This window comes from Serratia sp. ASV30 (assembly GCF_016428815.1).
GTDB classification, from domain to species: domain Bacteria; phylum Pseudomonadota; class Gammaproteobacteria; order Enterobacterales; family Enterobacteriaceae; genus Chania; species Chania fonticola_C.
In genome coordinates this window covers 71,707-87,713 of record NZ_JAELTL010000001.1, presented here as the reverse complement: position 1 = coordinate 87,713, position 16,007 = coordinate 71,707, and the positions used below count along the sequence as shown (strand labels likewise).

13 protein-coding genes are annotated in these 16,007 nt (G+C 54.5%); 11 read left to right on the top strand and 2 right to left on the bottom strand.

The features are described 5' to 3' along the window. Window positions 1-16: 16 nt before the first annotated feature. The gene (satP, locus tag JHD74_RS00370) at window positions 17-616 is read right to left on the bottom strand and encodes an acetate uptake transporter (RefSeq protein WP_024527215.1); all 600 of its coding nucleotides are present in this window, start codon (window positions 614-616) and stop codon (window positions 17-19) included. Window positions 617-939: 323 nt separating this feature from the next. On the opposite strand from satP, the gene dnaK reads away from it, so the two are divergent. The 4 genes from dnaK to nhaR all read left to right on the top strand — a co-directional run bounded on the left by dnaK (window position 940) and on the right by nhaR (window position 6,617). Continuing rightward, the gene (gene dnaK / locus JHD74_RS00365) at window positions 940-2,856 is read left to right on the top strand and encodes a molecular chaperone DnaK (RefSeq protein WP_021179252.1); all 1,917 of its coding nucleotides are present in this window, start codon (window positions 940-942) and stop codon (window positions 2,854-2,856) included. A gap of 105 nt (window positions 2,857-2,961) precedes the next feature. After that, window positions 2,962-4,092, top strand: coding sequence for a molecular chaperone DnaJ (dnaJ, locus tag JHD74_RS00360; RefSeq protein WP_024527213.1), 1,131 nt, complete (start codon window positions 2,962-2,964; stop codon window positions 4,090-4,092). Between the two features lie 279 nt (window positions 4,093-4,371). Next, entirely contained in the window at window positions 4,372-5,538 is a 1,167-nt protein-coding gene (gene nhaA, locus JHD74_RS00355; protein WP_199061229.1) for a Na+/H+ antiporter NhaA, read from the top strand. Window positions 5,539-5,717: 179 nt separating this feature from the next. Next, window positions 5,718-6,617, top strand: a complete 900-nt coding sequence (gene nhaR, locus JHD74_RS00350; RefSeq protein WP_021179255.1) for a transcriptional activator NhaR — start codon at window positions 5,718-5,720, stop codon at window positions 6,615-6,617. Window positions 6,618-6,683: 66 nt separating this feature from the next. On the opposite strand, the gene rpsT is transcribed toward nhaR, so the two are convergent. After that, complete coding sequence (gene rpsT, locus JHD74_RS00345; RefSeq protein ID WP_024527210.1) at window positions 6,684-6,947, bottom strand: 30S ribosomal protein S20; 264 nt, start codon at window positions 6,945-6,947, stop codon at window positions 6,684-6,686. 435 nt (window positions 6,948-7,382) lie between these two features. Between rpsT and ribF the strand changes: the two genes are divergently transcribed. The 7 genes from ribF to carA all read left to right on the top strand — a co-directional run bounded on the left by ribF (window position 7,383) and on the right by carA (window position 15,992). Continuing rightward, window positions 7,383-8,321, top strand: a complete 939-nt coding sequence (ribF, locus tag JHD74_RS00340) for a bifunctional riboflavin kinase/FAD synthetase (RefSeq protein ID WP_024483575.1) — start codon at window positions 7,383-7,385, stop codon at window positions 8,319-8,321. A 30-nt stretch (window positions 8,322-8,351) separates the two neighbouring features. Further along, entirely contained in the window at window positions 8,352-11,168 is a 2,817-nt protein-coding gene (gene ileS, locus JHD74_RS00335; RefSeq protein WP_199061227.1) for an isoleucine--tRNA ligase, read from the top strand. 13 nt (window positions 11,169-11,181) lie between these two features. Next, the gene (gene lspA, locus JHD74_RS00330; protein ID WP_199061224.1) at window positions 11,182-11,688 is read left to right on the top strand and encodes a signal peptidase II; all 507 of its coding nucleotides are present in this window, start codon (window positions 11,182-11,184) and stop codon (window positions 11,686-11,688) included. Window position 11,689: 1 nt separating this feature from the next. Beyond that, window positions 11,690-12,160 carry an FKBP-type peptidyl-prolyl cis-trans isomerase gene (gene fkpB / locus JHD74_RS00325; protein ID WP_024483572.1) on the top strand — a complete coding sequence of 157 codons (471 nt, stop codon included), beginning with the start codon at window positions 11,690-11,692 and terminating at the stop codon, window positions 12,158-12,160. Further along, a complete protein-coding gene (gene ispH / locus JHD74_RS00320) occupies window positions 12,141-13,094 on the top strand; it encodes a 4-hydroxy-3-methylbut-2-enyl diphosphate reductase (protein ID WP_199061222.1) in 954 nt (317 codons plus the stop codon). The genes fkpB and ispH overlap by 20 nt, the downstream gene beginning before the upstream one ends. A gap of 457 nt (window positions 13,095-13,551) precedes the next feature. Further along, window positions 13,552-14,373 carry a 4-hydroxy-tetrahydrodipicolinate reductase gene (gene dapB, locus JHD74_RS00315; protein ID WP_098928836.1) on the top strand — a complete coding sequence of 274 codons (822 nt, stop codon included), beginning with the start codon at window positions 13,552-13,554 and terminating at the stop codon, window positions 14,371-14,373. 470 nt (window positions 14,374-14,843) lie between these two features. Then, window positions 14,844-15,992, top strand: coding sequence for a glutamine-hydrolyzing carbamoyl-phosphate synthase small subunit (gene carA / locus JHD74_RS00310; RefSeq protein WP_029710773.1), 1,149 nt, complete (start codon window positions 14,844-14,846; stop codon window positions 15,990-15,992). The last annotated feature ends 15 nt before the right edge of the window (window positions 15,993-16,007 follow it).

The window sequence follows — 16,007 nt, the reverse complement described above, 5'->3', positions numbered from 1 at the left end:
TCACGTTAGTACGGATTTATGCAGTAACAGCAGCAGGTGTGGCCTGCTGAACTTTCACCGGGCCGATTGGCAGTACGGTGCGGCCCAACTGTTCGTTGATCACCTCAGCCATTGCCAGATAGATCGCGCTGGCACCACAGATAATGCCTTCGTAACCGGCGAACGTCAGGATCGCGTGGTTACCGGTGATGTTGCCGACGGCCAACAGTGCGAACAGCACGGTCAGGCTGGCAAACACGAACTGCAACCCGCGGTTGGTGCGCAGCGTGCCGAAGAACATGAACAGGGTGAAGACGCCCCACAGTGCCAGGTAGATGCCGAGGACGTTCGCGTCGGTCGGTTCTGCCAGGCCCATGCGTGGCAACAGCAGGATGCCTACCAGGCTCAGCCAGAAACAGCCGTAAGAGGTGAAGGCGGTCAAGCCGAAGGTGTTGCCTTTCTTGAACTCAAGAATACCGGCAAAAATCTGAGCCATGCCACCGAAGAAAATCCCCATACTGATGATGACGGAAGTCAGTGGGAAAAAGCCCGCGTTGTGCAGGTTCAGCAAGACGGTAGTCATCCCGAAGCCCATCAGACCCAGGGGGCCGGGATTTGCCAACTTGTTGGAGTGCATATGTCCTCTGCGATAACAGAATTGTAACGAAAATGGATAGGTAATTTAATAATTGGTCTGAATGGCCGAAAAACCCATAACTTCCATCAGAGCGCGCGGCATCATAATGATCCCCACGTCAGGAAACAATGATCTGGCTGCGGATAAAAACGAAATTTTTTTTGCCCAGCCCCTTGATGCTGGTGTGGATGGCCCCATCTTATTGGCAACCGCAGTTGCTGACCGCGGGTAACTCTGAGATGCCGGGCAGTTGAAAAGCAAAAAAACGCCCGCATATAGTTAGCAACCTGACCGATTATGAATTTATTAGTGGAGATGTTTAGATGGGCAAAATTATTGGTATCGACCTGGGTACAACCAACTCTTGTGTAGCAATTATGGATGGTGGCAAGGCGCGCGTGCTGGAGAATGCCGAAGGCGATCGCACCACTCCTTCAATCATCGCATATACCCAGGATGGTGAAATTCTGGTTGGCCAGCCTGCTAAGCGTCAGGCTGTTACCAACCCACAAAACACCCTGTTTGCGATCAAGCGCCTGATTGGCCGTCGCTTCCAGGATGAAGAAGCACAGCGTGACAAGGCTATCATGCCTTACAGCATCGTCGCTGCCGATAACGGTGACGCCTGGCTGGAAGTGAAGGGCCAGAGAATGGCACCACCGCAGATCTCTGCGGAAGTCCTGAAGAAAATGAAGAAAACGGCGGAAGATTACCTGGGTGAACCGGTAACTGAAGCGGTTATCACCGTTCCTGCCTACTTCAACGATGCTCAGCGTCAGGCGACCAAAGATGCTGGCCGTATCGCAGGTCTGGAAGTGAAACGTATCATCAACGAACCGACTGCTGCGGCCCTGGCTTATGGCCTGGACAAAGAAGTGGGCAACCGTACCATCGCGGTTTATGACCTGGGTGGCGGTACTTTCGATATCTCAATCATTGAGATCGACGACGTTGACGGTGAAAAAACCTTCGAAGTTCTGGCAACCAACGGTGATACCCACCTGGGTGGTGAAGACTTCGACAGCCGCCTGATCAACTATCTGGTGGAAGAGTTCAAGAAAGAGCAGGGCATGGATCTGCGCAACGATCCGTTGGCGATGCAGCGTCTGAAAGAAGCCGCTGAAAAAGCCAAGATCGAGCTGTCTTCTGCTCAGCAGACCGACGTCAACCTGCCGTACATCACTGCAGATGGCAGCGGTCCAAAACACATGAACATCAAAGTGACCCGTGCAAAACTCGAGTCGCTGGTAGAAGATCTGGTTGCTCGCTCTATCGAGCCGCTGAAAGTGGCACTGAAAGACGCAGGCCTGTCGGTTTCTGACATTCAGGACGTGATCCTGGTCGGTGGCCAGACCCGTATGCCTATGGTTCAGAAGAAAGTTGCTGACTTCTTCGGTAAAGAACCACGTAAAGACGTTAACCCGGACGAAGCGGTTGCCGTTGGTGCTGCGGTTCAGGGCGGTGTGTTGGCCGGTGATGTGAAAGACGTATTGCTGCTGGACGTTACCCCACTGTCACTGGGTATCGAAACCATGGGCAGCGTAATGACGCCGCTGATCACCAAAAACACCACTATCCCGACCAAGCACAGCCAGGTGTTCTCTACTGCCGAAGACAATCAGGCAGCAGTGACCATCCATGTGCTGCAGGGTGAGCGTAAACGCGCCAATGACAACAAGTCACTGGGCCAGTTCAACCTGGACGGCATTCAGCCGGCACCACGCGGTATGGCGCAGATCGAAGTCACCTTCGATATCGACGCCGACGGTATTCTGCACGTGTCTGCGAAAGACAAGAACACCGGCCGTGAGCAGAAGATCACCATCAAGGCTTCTTCTGGTCTGAACGAAGAAGAAATCCAGAAAATGGTACGCGATGCCGAAGTGAACGCTGAAGCTGACCGTAAGTTCGAAGAACTGGTGCAAACTCGTAACCAGGCGGATCACCTGATCCACGGTACCCGTAAGCAGTTGGAAGAAGCGGGCGAGCAATTGCCAGCTGAAGACAAAACCGCTATCGAGAGCGCGCTGAAAGATCTGGAAGCGGCGGTGAAAGGCGAAGATAAAGCCGAAATCGAAGCGAAAACCCAGGCTCTGGTGCAGGTTTCCGGCAAGCTGATGGAAATGGCCCAGGCTCAAGCGCAGCAGGCACAGGGTGCTGATGCCGGTGCAGACAACGCGGCGCAGAAAGACGACGACGTGGTTGACGCCGAGTTTGAAGAAGTGAAAGACAAAAAATAATCGCCCTTAAGCGGGCACGGTGCGGCCACAGGCCGTAACCGGAAACCAGCACGGGCGTCGAGGCAACTCTACGCCCGTGCACGCATGTTAAGGGTAAGAGAAATAATGGCGAAGAGAGATTATTACGAGGTGCTCGGCGTTGCCAAGACGGCAGACGAGCGCGAAATCAAAAAGGCGTATAAGCGCCTGGCGATGAAGTATCACCCTGATCGTAATCAGGAAAAAGACGCCGAAAGCCAGTTTAAAGAGGTCAAGGAAGCCTACGAGATCCTGACCGACGATCAAAAACGTGCTGCCTACGATCAATACGGCCATGCGGCCTTTGAGCAAGGTGGTATGGGCGGTGGTGGTGGCTTTGGTGGCGGCGGTGCCGACTTCAGCGATATCTTTGGCGACGTGTTTGGCGATATCTTTGGCGGCGGACGCCGTCAACGTGCCAGCCGTGGATCCGATTTGCGTTACAACATGGATCTGACGCTCGAAGAAGCCGTGCGTGGCGTGACCAAAGAGATCCGTATTCCAACGCTGGAAGAGTGCGATGTCTGCCATGGCAACGGTGCCAAGCCGGGCAGTTCACCGGCAACCTGTCCGACCTGTCATGGTCAGGGCCAGGTGCAGATGCGCCAAGGGTTCTTCACCGTGCAGCAGGCTTGTCCGCACTGCCACGGGCGTGGTCAGATCATCAAGGATCCGTGCAACAAATGTCACGGCCACGGTCGCGTAGAGAAATCCAAAACCCTGTCGGTGAAAATTCCGGCGGGTGTAGATACTGGCGACCGCATCCGCCTGGCGGGTGAAGGTGAAGCTGGTGAACACGGTGCACCAGCAGGGGATCTGTACGTTCAGGTTCAGGTGAGTGCTCACCCGATCTTCGAGCGTGAAGGCAATAACCTCTATTGTGAAGTGCCGATCAACTTTGCTATGGCTGCCTTGGGTGGCGAGATTGAAGTGCCAACGCTGGATGGCCGCGTCAAGCTGAAAGTCCCGGCAGAAACTCAGACCGGTAAACTGTTCCGCATGCGTGGCAAAGGGGTGAAATCGGTCCGGGGTGGCAGCCAGGGTGACCTGCTGTGCCGCGTGGTGGTAGAAACGCCGGTGAGTCTGAACGAGAAGCAGAAGCAGCTGCTCAAAGAGCTGGAAGAGAGTTTGGGTGGCCCTTCTGGGGATAAAAACAGCCCGCGTTCGAAAAGCTTCTTCGACGGCGTGAAAAAGTTTTTTGACGACCTGACTCGTTAATCAACGTTCCCCGCGCATCACTCCTCAAACCCCGGTTTAAGCAAACCGGGGTTTTTTTATCTTTGCTGTATCAATACCCTTATTAAAAGTGTGATATATAGCTCAAATAGATCGGTTTTATCGAGTTGTTTTGCATTTATAAACTGATTTTTTCGAGGTGATTACTCGACTATACTCGTTTCATTGTCTGGAAACCGGGGGCGCTTTGCCTCTTTATCTATGTCCTATGGATTTCGAGTTGTAGCTTGAAAGACGACGGGCATTTTGGAGCGACGTACTGTGACTACTATTATTCGTCAATTTCTGCGTCAAGAAGCCGCTGGCGGCATTATTCTGATCGCTGCTGCCGTGGTGGCTTTGATCATGGCCAATACCCCCGTACAGGGGCTGTATCAGGCCTTTCTCAATTTACCCGTGGCGGTCAGCATCGCCTCGTTGGAAATAGCCAAACCGCTGCTGCTGTGGATTAACGACGGTTTAATGGCCATCTTCTTCCTGGTGGTGGGGCTTGAAGTCAAACGTGAACTGCTGCAAGGTTCCCTGGCTGGGCGTGAGAAGGCTATCTTCCCGGCGATTGCCGCGTTAGGCGGCATGCTGGCTCCGGCGCTGATCTATCTGCTGTTCAACGGTGCCGATGAAGTGACCCGCCAGGGGTGGGCGATCCCGGCGGCAACGGATATTGCCTTTGCCTTGGGCGTGATGGCCTTGCTGGGCAACCGGGTGCCGACCAGCCTGAAGGTATTCCTGCTGGCCTTGGCGATTATCGATGACCTTGGGGTCATTATCATTATCGCGTTGTTCTATACCCATCAGGTCTCGATGGTGGCGCTGGGCGTTGCGGCTGCGGCGATCGTGGTATTGGCGCTAATGAACTGGCGGGGAGTGGGTAAGACCTCGCTGTATATGATGGTCGGATTGGTGCTGTGGGTAGCGATCCTCAAGTCAGGCGTTCACGCTACGCTGGCCGGGGTAATTGTTGGCTTTATGATCCCGCTGAATGCCAAGAGTGAGCCTTCACCTTCTGAAACCTTGGAACATGAGCTGCACCCTTGGGTCGCTTTCCTGATCCTGCCGCTGTTCGCCTTTGCCAACGCGGGGGTATCGTTGCAAGGGGTGTCCTTGAGCGGGTTGACTTCACTGTTGCCGCTGGGGATTGCTGCCGGGCTGTTTATCGGCAAGCCGCTGGGGATTTTCGTCTTCTGCTGGCTGGCGGTGAAGCTGGGGATTGCCCGCTTGCCGCAGGATATCGGCTTTAAACAGGTGTTTGCCGTGGCCGTGCTCTGTGGTATTGGTTTCACCATGTCGATTTTTATTGCCTCATTGGCCTTCGCCGATGCGGATGTGGCTCTCAGTACCTATGCCAAATTAGGCATACTATTGGGATCGACCAGTGCTGCGGTAGTGGGTTACGGCCTGCTGCGTTTGAGCTTGCCTTGCAGCCGATGACCTTTGTATTTACCCCTCGTTGCTGAAGGGCTATTACAATAGTAGAGGTAGCGTGGCTTTGTCAGCCACGCTGCACTTGGGATTAAAGATAACTTTGCGTTGTCCGAAATTAACGATAGGGAGTTTGTCGCTCATCACGGCAGACCGTTTGCCGATGAGAAACCTAAGGAGAGAACGTTTTGAGAATGTCTCATATCAACTTTAACCATCTGTATTACTTCTGGCAGGTCTGCAAGGAGGGGTCGGTCGTGGGAGCGGCAGAAGCCCTGTTCCTCACGCCGCAGACCATCACCGGCCAAATCAAGGCACTGGAAGAACGGCTCAACGGTAAGCTGTTCAAACGCCAGGGGCGCGGGCTGGTCCCCTCCGAGCTAGGCCAACTGGTGTTCCGCTATGCCGACAAGATGTTTATGCTCAGCCAGGAAATGCTGGATATCGTCAACTACCGCAAGGAGTCCAACCTGCTGTTTGACGTGGGCGTAGCGGATGCGCTATCCAAACGTCTGGTCAGCCAGGTCTTGGAAACGGCGGTGGTGGTGGACAACGAGCAAATCCACCTGCGCTGTTTTGAATCAACCCATGAGATGCTGTTGGAGCAACTGAGCCAGCATAAGCTGGATATGATCCTGTCGGATTGCCCGGTTGACTCTAGCCAGCAGGAAGGTTTGTTTTCGCTTAAGCTGGGCGAGTGTGGGGTCAGTTTCTTCTGTCGTCAGCCGATACCCGACTTACCGTTCCCTGCCTGTCTGGAACAGCGCCGCTTGCTGATCCCGGGAAGGCGTTCGATGCTGGGGCGTAAGTTGCTCAACTGGTTCAATACGCAAGGTATCAAGGTTGAGATACTGGGGGAGTTTGACGATGCGGCTCTGATGAAGGCTTTCGGCCTGTACCACAACGCGATCTTCGTAGCGCCAACGCTGTATGCGCTGGATACCTATAGCGATGATGACGTGGTGGAGATAGGGCGTGTCGATAGCGTGCAGGAAGAGTATTACATCATTTTTGCCGAGCGAATGATCCAGCATCCGGCGGTACAGCGGGTGTGCAACAAGGATTTCTCGGCGCTGTTCGCGCTGTAGGCCTGAACGTCAGGCGTAAAAAAACCGGCCGAGGCCGGTTTTTTTAACAAGCACACAACGTAATGCTTATTGCATTGCGTTGATACGCGCCGTCAGGTTTGACTTATGACGTGCTGCTTTGTTTTTGTGGATCAGGCCTTTAGCAGCCTGGCGATCCACAAGTGGTTGCATTACGAGGAATGCTTTTTGTGCTGCGTCTTTGTCGCCAGCTGCGATAGCTGCGTCAACCTTCTTAATGAAGGTACGCACCATTGAGCGACGGCTAGCGTTATGCTTGCGACGTTTCTCAGACTGTATGGCGCGTTTCTTAGCTGATTTGATATTAGCCAAGGTCCAACTCCCAAATATATATATTGAGGACAATTCAAAGGCCGAGGAATATGCCCTTTTAGCCTTCGTTTGTCAATGGATTTGTGCAAATAAGCGCCGTTTGTACGGGCGGCACTTGCTACGTTGTGATGGCGCAGGATTTTACCAGCTTCAGCCATGGGAATACAGTGTTTCACGAGAAAAATCGCCATGTGATTTGCATCACAGTCTGCAAGCTGTTGGTCCTGGTGGGTTATCCCCCGTCTTTCAAGCGTCGGCCAGAAGCCAAGCTCGCTATCAGCGCGCTAATATAGCACGCATTGGGCCAGATAAACGGTGGTTAAGGCGATTATCCTCCGGTATGGTATGACTATTACATCAAAGGAACCAATCGCGGGTTAACCTTGACCGCTGTACAAGGTATAATCCGCCGATTTCCACTGTGTTGGGCCAGCTATGCAGCTAATTCGCGGCATCCATAATATCCGGGCACGCCACCGTGGCTGTGTGCTCACCATCGGCAACTTTGACGGCGTCCATCGCGGTCACAAGGCGCTGTTGGGGCAGTTGAAGCAGGAAGGGCGACGCCTGGGGTTACCCGTCATTGTCATGATCTTTGAGCCACAGCCGCTGGAACTGTTTGCCGCGGACAAGGCTCCGGCCCGCCTCACGCGTTTGCGTGACAAAGCCAAATACCTGGCGCAGGCCGGGGTTGATTACCTGTTATGCGTCAAGTTTGATCCCCGCTTTGCCGCCCATACCGCTCAGGCATTCGTTGCCGAGCTGCTGGTCGAAAAGCTGGGGGTAAAATTCCTGATGGTGGGGGATGATTTCCGCTTTGGTGCTGGTCGCCAGGGGGACTTCCCGCTGTTAGAGCTTGCCGGGCAAGAGTTCGGCTTTGAGGTGGTCAGCACGCCAAGCTTCCGTGAAGGCGACCTGCGCATCAGCAGCACCGCTATCCGCAATGCGCTGCGTGATGATGATTTGCCGCTGGCAGAAACCCTGCTGGGGCATCCTTACAGTATTTCCGGGCGCGTAGTGCATGGCGATGAACTGGGGAGAACCATTGGTTTCCCCACCGCCAACCTGCCGCTCAAACGCCTGGTTGCCCCGGTGAAAGGGGTATATGCCGTCGATGTTTATGGCCTGGGCCCCGAGCCTTTGCCTGGCGTGGCCAATATCGGCACCCGCCCTACGGTGGCAGGCGTACGTCAGCAGTTGGAAGTGCATCTGCTGGACGTAACCATGGATCTTTACGGGCGCCACTTGGATGTGGTGCTGCGCGCAAAATTGCGCAATGAACAGCGTTTTGCTTCGCTCGATGCGCTAAAGCAGCAAATCGCCAATGATGTGGTGACGGCCCGGACGTTCTTCGGGCTACAGACACCGGCTTAATCTACGAACCGAAACGAGATCGAGAATCTAATGAGTGACTACAAGAATACCCTGAACTTGCCGGAAACAGGGTTCCCGATGCGTGGCGATCTCGCCAAGCGTGAACCTGGCATGCTCGCACGTTGGTATGAACAGGATCTGTACGGGATCATTCGTGCCGCCAAAAAGGGCAAGAAATCCTTCATTCTGCATGACGGCCCTCCGTATGCGAATGGCAGCATTCACATTGGTCACTCGGTAAACAAGATCCTCAAAGACATTATTATCAAGTCAAAAGGGATGGCTGGCTTTGATTCGCCTTATGTTCCTGGCTGGGACTGTCACGGTCTGCCTATCGAACTGAAGGTTGAGCAACTGTATGGCAAACCGGGTGAGAAACTGACACCGGCAGAGTTCCGCCAGAAATGTCGTGAATATGCCGCCGAGCAGGTAGAAGGCCAGAAGAAAGACTTTATCCGTCTGGGGGTGCTGGGTGACTGGGATCATCCGTACCTGACCATGAATTTTAAAACCGAAGCCAACATCATCCGTGCGTTGGGCAAGATCATCAGCAATGGTCATCTGCTCAAAGGCGCCAAGCCGGTGCACTGGTGCACGGACTGTGGTTCTTCCCTGGCGGAAGCGGAAGTTGAATATTACGACAAAACCTCGCCATCCATCGACGTCGCGTTCCACGCGGTTGATGCGGCGGCTGTGGCCAGCAAATTTGGCGTAACCCGCGTTAATGGCCCTGTGTCACTGGTGATCTGGACGACCACACCGTGGACGCTGCCTGCCAACCGTGCGATCTCGCTGAATGCAGAGTTCGCCTACCATCTGGTCCAGGTTGAAGGCCAGTGCCTGATCCTGGCAGCGGACCTGGTAGAAAGCGTGATGAAACGTGCAGGCATCAGCCATTGGGAAGTGCTGGGTAGCTGCAAGGGCAGCGATCTGGAACTGATGCGCTTTACCCACCCGTTTATGGGCTTTGACGTGCCGGCGATCCTGGGCGATCACGTTACGCTGGATGCCGGTACCGGTGCCGTACATACCGCTCCTGGCCACGGCCCGGATGACTTCGTGATCGGCCAGAAATACGGCCTGGAAGTCGCTAACCCGGTTGGCCCGAACGGCTGCTACCTGACCGGCACCTATCCAACGCTGGACGGCAAGTTCGTGTTCAAGGCCAACGATCTGATCGTTGAGTTGCTGCGAGAAAAGGGCGCTCTGCTGCACGTGGAAAAACTGCAACACAGCTACCCGTGCTGCTGGCGCCACAAAACGCCGATCATCTTCCGCGCCACGCCGCAATGGTTTATCAGCATGGATCAAAAGGGTCTGCGCAAGCAGTCGCTGGAAGAGATCAAAGGCGTGCAATGGATCCCGGATTGGGGCCAGGCGCGTATCGAAACCATGGTCGCAAACCGTCCAGACTGGTGTATCTCACGTCAGCGTACCTGGGGCGTTCCCATGTCCCTGTTCGTGCACAAAGACACCGAGCAGCTTCACCCACGCAGCGTAGAGCTGATGGAAGAAGTGGCCAAGCGTGTTGAGCAAGACGGGATCCAGGCCTGGTGGGATCTGGACGCTGCCGATATCCTCGGTGCCGAAGCGGCCGATTATGTGAAAGTGCCAGATACGCTGGACGTCTGGTTCGACTCAGGTTCAACCCATTCTTCCGTGGTTGACGTGCGTCCAGAATTCAACGGCCACTCTGCCGACATGTATCTGGAAGGTTCCGACCAACATCGTGGCTGGTTCATGTCATCGCTGATGATTTCGACCGCCATGAAGGGTAAAGCGCCTTACAAAGAAGTGCTGACCCACGGCTTTACCGTCGATGGTCAGGGCCGCAAAATGTCCAAATCAATCGGCAACACCGTCAGCCCGCAGGACGTGATGAACAAGCTGGGTGGCGATATTCTGCGTCTGTGGGTCGCCTCTACCGATTACACCGGCGAGATTGCGGTTTCCGACGAAATCCTCAAGCGTGCTGCCGATTCTTATCGCCGCATCCGTAATACCGCGCGTTTCCTGCTGGCCAACCTGAACGGGTTTGATCCAAGCACTGACTGCGTGGCACCGGAAGAGATGGTGGTACTGGATCGCTGGGCCGTAGGCCGTGCAATGGCCGCGCAGCAGGATATCGAGCAGGCCTATGCCAACTACGATTTCCACGAAGTGGTACAGCGCCTGATGCAGTTCTGCTCGGTAGAAATGGGGTCCTTCTATCTGGACATCATTAAAGACCGTCAGTACACCGCGAAAAGCGACAGCGTTGCCCGCCGCAGCTGCCAGACCGCTTTGTTCCACATTGCGGAAGCGCTGGTACGTTGGATGGCGCCGATCATGTCGTTTACCGCCGATGAAATCTGGGCCTTCCTGCCGGGTGAGCGCACGCAGTACGTGTTTACCGAAGAGTGGTACGACGGTCTGTTCGGGTTGGCAGCAGGCGAAGGCATGAACGATGCGTTCTGGGCCGATTTGCTGAAAGTGCGTGGAGAAGTGAACAAGGTGCTGGAACAGGCACGTGCTGACAAGCACATTGGCGGTTCGTTGGAGGCGGCGGTTACGCTGTACGCCGATAGCGATCTGGCAGCACGTCTGAACAGCCTGCAGGACGAACTGCGCTTTGTGTTGCTGACTTCATCGGCCAGCGTAGCACCGTTTGCAGATGCTCCTGCCGATGCGCAGCAGAGCGAACTGTTGAAAGGGCTGAAAATTGCATTCAGCAAAGCGGATGGTGAGAAGTGCCCGCGCTGCTGGCATTACACCACCGATGTCGGCCAGGTGGCGGAGCATGCAGAACTCTGCGGCCGCTGTGTGACCAACGTAGCCGGTGACGGCGAAAAACGTAACTTTGCCTGAGATCAAGCGCCTGATGAGTAGACCGATAAGTTCGACCGGCTTGCGCTGGCTATGGCTGGTAGTGGTGGTGCTGACGCTGGATTTTTTCAGCAAACAGTGGATCCTGAGTAACTTCGTGCTGGGCCAGACCCAGCCGTTGTTCCCATCTATCAACCTGTACTACGCCCGTAATTACGGTGCGGCGTTCAGTTTCCTGGCGGATCACGGTGGCTGGCAGCGCTGGTTCTTTGCCGGTATTGCGGTCGCCATCGTGGTGGTGCTGCTGGTGATGATGTATCGCAGCAGTGCCCAGCAGAAGCTGAACAATATCGCCTATGCCTTTATTATCGGCGGTGCGCTCGGCAACCTGTTTGATCGTCTGTGGCATGGCTTTGTGGTCGATTTCATCGACTTTTATATCGGCAACTGGCATTACCCGACCTTCAATCTGGCGGACAGCTTTATCTGCGTCGGTGCCGCCATGATCGTGCTGGAAGGGTTCTTGCCGGCGAAGAAAAGCGTCAACAGCGAAGGTAAGTGATATGACGGCTCAGGTTAACGGCAACAGCGCAGTGCTGGTGCATTTTACGCTGAAACTGGCAGATGGAACGACCGCGGAATCAACCCAGGGTAACGGCAAACCCGCGCTGTTCCGCCTGGGCGATGGCAGCCTGTCTGCTCCGCTGGAACAGCAACTGATCGGCCTGCGGGCAGGGGACAAATGTGCGTTTACCCTGCAACCGGAAGCCGCGTTCGGTGCGGAGAACCCGGATCTGATCCAGTTCTTCTCACGCCGCGATTTTAACGAAACCGGCGTGCCAGATGTTGGCACCATCATGCTGTTTACCGCCATCGACGGCAGTGAAATGCCTGGTGTGGTGCGTGAAGTGGCGGAAGATTCGATCACCGTTGATTTCAACCATCCGTTGGCGGGGCATCCGGTGACCTTCGATATCGAAGTGCTGGAGATTGACCCGCAGCAGGAGGAAGCGCATGCAAATATTGCTGGCTAACCCGCGTGGCTTCTGCGCCGGGGTCGATCGTGCGATCAGCATCGTAGAACGTGCGCTGGAGATTTATGGTGCGCCGATTTACGTACGTCACGAAGTGGTGCATAACCGCTATGTGGTCGAAAGCCTGCGCGAGCGCGGGGCGGTATTTATCGAAGAGATCGCGGAAGTGCCGGACGGCTCGATCCTGATCTTCTCTGCCCACGGTGTGTCGCAGGCTGTTCGGGCCGAAGCTAAGGCCCGCGATCTGACCATGCTGTTTGATGCCACCTGCCCATTGGTGACCAAGGTGCATATGGAAGTGGCTCGGGCCAGCCGTAAGGGCACCGAAGCGATCCTGATTGGCCATGCCGGGCATCCGGAAGTGGAAGGCACCATGGGCCAGTACAGTAACCCTGAGGGGGGCATGTACCTGGTTGAGTCGCCGGAAGATGTCTGGCAATTGCAGGTGAAGAACGAGCATAACCTGTGCTTTATGACCCAGACCACTTTATCGGTGGATGATACTTCCGACGTTATTGATGCGTTGCGTAAGCGCTTCCCGGATATTATCGGGCCGCGCAAGGACGATATCTGCTATGCCACCACCAACCGTCAGGAAGCGGTGCGCAGCTTGGCAGGTGATGCCGACCTGGTGCTGGTGGTGGGGTCGAAGAACTCGTCCAACTCCAACCGCCTGGCGGAACTTGCCCAGCGTGTGGGTAAACCGGCCTATCTGATCGATTCGGCGGCGGACATTCAGGAATCCTGGTTGAAAGACGCCAGCAACATTGGCGTCACCGCCGGAGCCTCTGCGCCGGACGTGCTGGTTCAGGACGTCATCAGCCGCTTGAAAGCATTGGGCGGCAAAGACGTGCAGGAGCTCAGCGGCCGTGAAGAGAATATCGTGTTTGAAGTGCCGAAAGAACTGCGCATGGATATCAAGCAGATCGACTGATCGTTGCCAATATCATTAAGTAACGGGAAGCCTTGGCTTCCCGTTTTGCGTTTTAACTCGCTGTAATTAATCGTGTAGCAGGGAGCCATACTGAAGAACCCGTCCCAGGGGGCTCGAATCGCGCATCCATGCGCTCAACGGTCGGCTAACCTGTATGTCTCCCACCTGCCTTAGGCTTTATGTGTTGCGGTATTAGGCTCGTCCTTTAGCGTGCAGAATGAGCAAAAATCGACTTTATCGCCATTCATCGTAATGCATAAATAGTGCATGATTATGTAGCAGCAGAAGGTTGACGCTAATCGGGTAATTGTTAATCAATTGACAGCGTTACTGATAACATACCGGGCATATCATAATTTTCTAATCCGTAAGCAAATCCTCTGGTAGTGATAGGGTAGGGAAGTTACCCTGAACCCATAGCCGAGGAGTGGCTTTTGACCATAAAAGAGAGCGAAGTATGACTGATTCACAAATCCGCATCGCGATTGCGGGTTCCGGTGGCCGCATGGGGCGCCAATTGATCCAGGCCGTGCAGCAGGCACAGGGTGTGGTATTGGGGGCGGCACTGGAGCGCCCAGGGTCTAGCCTGGTTGGCACAGATGCCGGTGAGCTGGCTGGCGTTGGTGCATTGGGCGTCACCGTCAGCGATAACCTGGAAAAGGTTGTCAACGATTTCGATATCCTGATCGACTTCACCCGCCCGGAAGGCACCCTGGCCCATCTGGCGTTTTGCGTGGCCCACGGCAAAGCCATGGTGATCGGCACCACCGGTTTTGATGATGCAGGTAAAGCGGCGATCCAGGCCGCGGCACAGCAGATTGGCATCGTGTTTGCCGCCAACTTTAGCGTGGGCGTCAACGTGGTGCTCAAGCTGCTGGAAAAAGCGGCCAAGGTAATGGGCGATTATACCGATATCGAAATTGTGGAAGCTCACCACCGCCACAAGGTCGATGCCCCTTCGGGAACGGCGTTAGCTATGGGTGAGGCGATCGCCGGTGCCTTGGGACGCGATCTGAAAGAGTGCGCGGTTTACGAGCGCGTGGGCTATACCGGCGAGCGCGATCCAAAGAGCATCGGCTTTGCCACCATTCGTGCCGGGGATATTGTGGGTGAACATACCGCCATGTTTGCCGATATTGGCGAGCGGGTAGAAATCACCCATAAAGCCTCAAGCCGGATGACGTTTGCCAATGGCGCGGTGCGTGCCGCGTCATGGATATCAAACCAGCATAATGGGCTGTTTGATATGCGTGATGTGCTCGGTTTAGACCAGTTATAATTTTAATGAACACCATCGTGATGTGGTTGTGTTTATCATAATGATATGATAATCGGACAATAATTTTATTGTCCTTTTTTTTAACATTGAAAATGAGGGTTACGATCATTTTTAATGATGTGGCTATTGTTTTTATATGTTATCTAGTCTTATTCCTGTTTTTTATGTCATCTTTATTGCTCCCCACGCAGATTTAAGCTGTTTTAAGCCATTTTTTCTGTCACTGTGTCTCGCAACCGTTTACCCGGTCAAGTTTGCTGGTGTTTTTGTGCCTGTGACACCCTTTAAACCCTGAAGGCTGCAAAAATAATGAAAAAAATGGCGCTTTATCTAGACAAGCGGGGCGCTCATCATTAAAATGCGCCCAATTTGCCAAAAATTGGCCTTGAGGGCGGTTTTTGCATTGATTTAGGGCGTGAAATCTGAATTAATATGCAAATATTGTGATTGATTATTCCTCGGAGGGTGTTTTGATTAAGTCAGCGCTATTGGTTCTGGAAGACGGAACCCAATTCCACGGTCGGGCCATCGGGGCAGAAGGTACGGCAGTGGGGGAAGTGGTCTTCAATACCTCGATGACCGGTTATCAAGAAATCCTCACTGATCCTTCCTACTCCCGCCAGATCGTTACTCTTACTTATCCTCATATCGGCAATGTCGGCACCAATGATTCCGACGCAGAATCCTCCGCTGTTCATGCTCAAGGCCTTGTCATCCGCGACCTGCCCCTGATTGCCAGCAACTACCGCAACGAAATGGGCCTGGCCGATTACCTCAAGCGTCACAATATTGTGGCGATTGCCGATATCGATACCCGCAAGCTGACTCGTCTGCTGCGTGAGAAAGGCGCACAGAACGGCTGCATCATCGCGGGCGACCTCACCGATGCCGATCTGGCGCTGCAAAAAGCCAAGGCTTTCCCTGGCCTGAAAGGCATGGACCTGGCAAAAGAGGTCACCACCAAAGAAGCTTACGCCTGGCAACAGGGGAGCTGGACGCTGGAAGGCGATTTGCCGGAGGCTAAACCTGCGGGCGAACTGCCTTACCATGTAGTGGCCTACGATTACGGCGCCAAGCGTAATATCCTGCGTATGCTGGTGGATCGCGGCTGCCGCCTCACCGTGGTGCCAGCGCAAACCCCTGCGGAAGACGTACTGAAAATGAATCCGGACGGCATCTTCCTGTCCAACGGCCCTGGTGACCCGGAGCCTTGCGATTACGCCATCACCGCCATCAAACGTTTCCTGGAAACCGATATCCCGGTATTTGGTATCTGCCTGGGCCACCAACTGTTGGCGCTGGCCAGCGGTGCCAAAACCATGAAGATGAAGCTTGGCCACCACGGCGGTAACCACCCGGTGAAGGATCTGGATAACAATACCGTGATGATCACCGCGCAGAACCACGGCTTTGCCGTCGATGAAAATAATCTGCCGAACACATTGCGGGTCACGCATAAATCCCTGTTCGACCACACGGTGCAGGGCATCCATCGTACCGATAAAGCCGCGTTCAGTTTCCAGGGCCACCCAGAAGCCAGCCCAGGCCCGCACGATGCCGCGCCGCTGTTCGATCACTTTATCGAACTGATTGAGACTTACCGTACCAACGCCAAATAATCAGGAGCCAGAAAA

Bases quoted from the DNA above. Each gene is read 5' to 3' on its own strand.
- dnaJ (WP_024527213.1), top strand. From the start codon at position 2,962: ATGGCGAAGAGAGATTATTACGAGGTGCTCGGCGTTGCCAAGACGGCA.
- dnaK (WP_021179252.1), top strand. From the start codon at position 940: ATGGGCAAAATTATTGGTATCGACCTGGGTACAACCAACTCTTGTGTA.
- fkpB (WP_024483572.1), top strand. From the start codon at position 11,690: ATGACGGCTCAGGTTAACGGCAACAGCGCAGTGCTGGTGCATTTTACG.
- dapB (WP_098928836.1), top strand. From the start codon at position 13,552: ATGACTGATTCACAAATCCGCATCGCGATTGCGGGTTCCGGTGGCCGC.
- ileS (WP_199061227.1), top strand. From the start codon at position 8,352: ATGAGTGACTACAAGAATACCCTGAACTTGCCGGAAACAGGGTTCCCG.
- lspA (WP_199061224.1), top strand. From the start codon at position 11,182: ATGAGTAGACCGATAAGTTCGACCGGCTTGCGCTGGCTATGGCTGGTA.
- ispH (WP_199061222.1), top strand. From the start codon at position 12,141: ATGCAAATATTGCTGGCTAACCCGCGTGGCTTCTGCGCCGGGGTCGAT.
- satP (WP_024527215.1), bottom strand. From the start codon at position 616: ATGCACTCCAACAAGTTGGCAAATCCCGGCCCCCTGGGTCTGATGGGC.
- ribF (WP_024483575.1), top strand. From the start codon at position 7,383: ATGCAGCTAATTCGCGGCATCCATAATATCCGGGCACGCCACCGTGGC.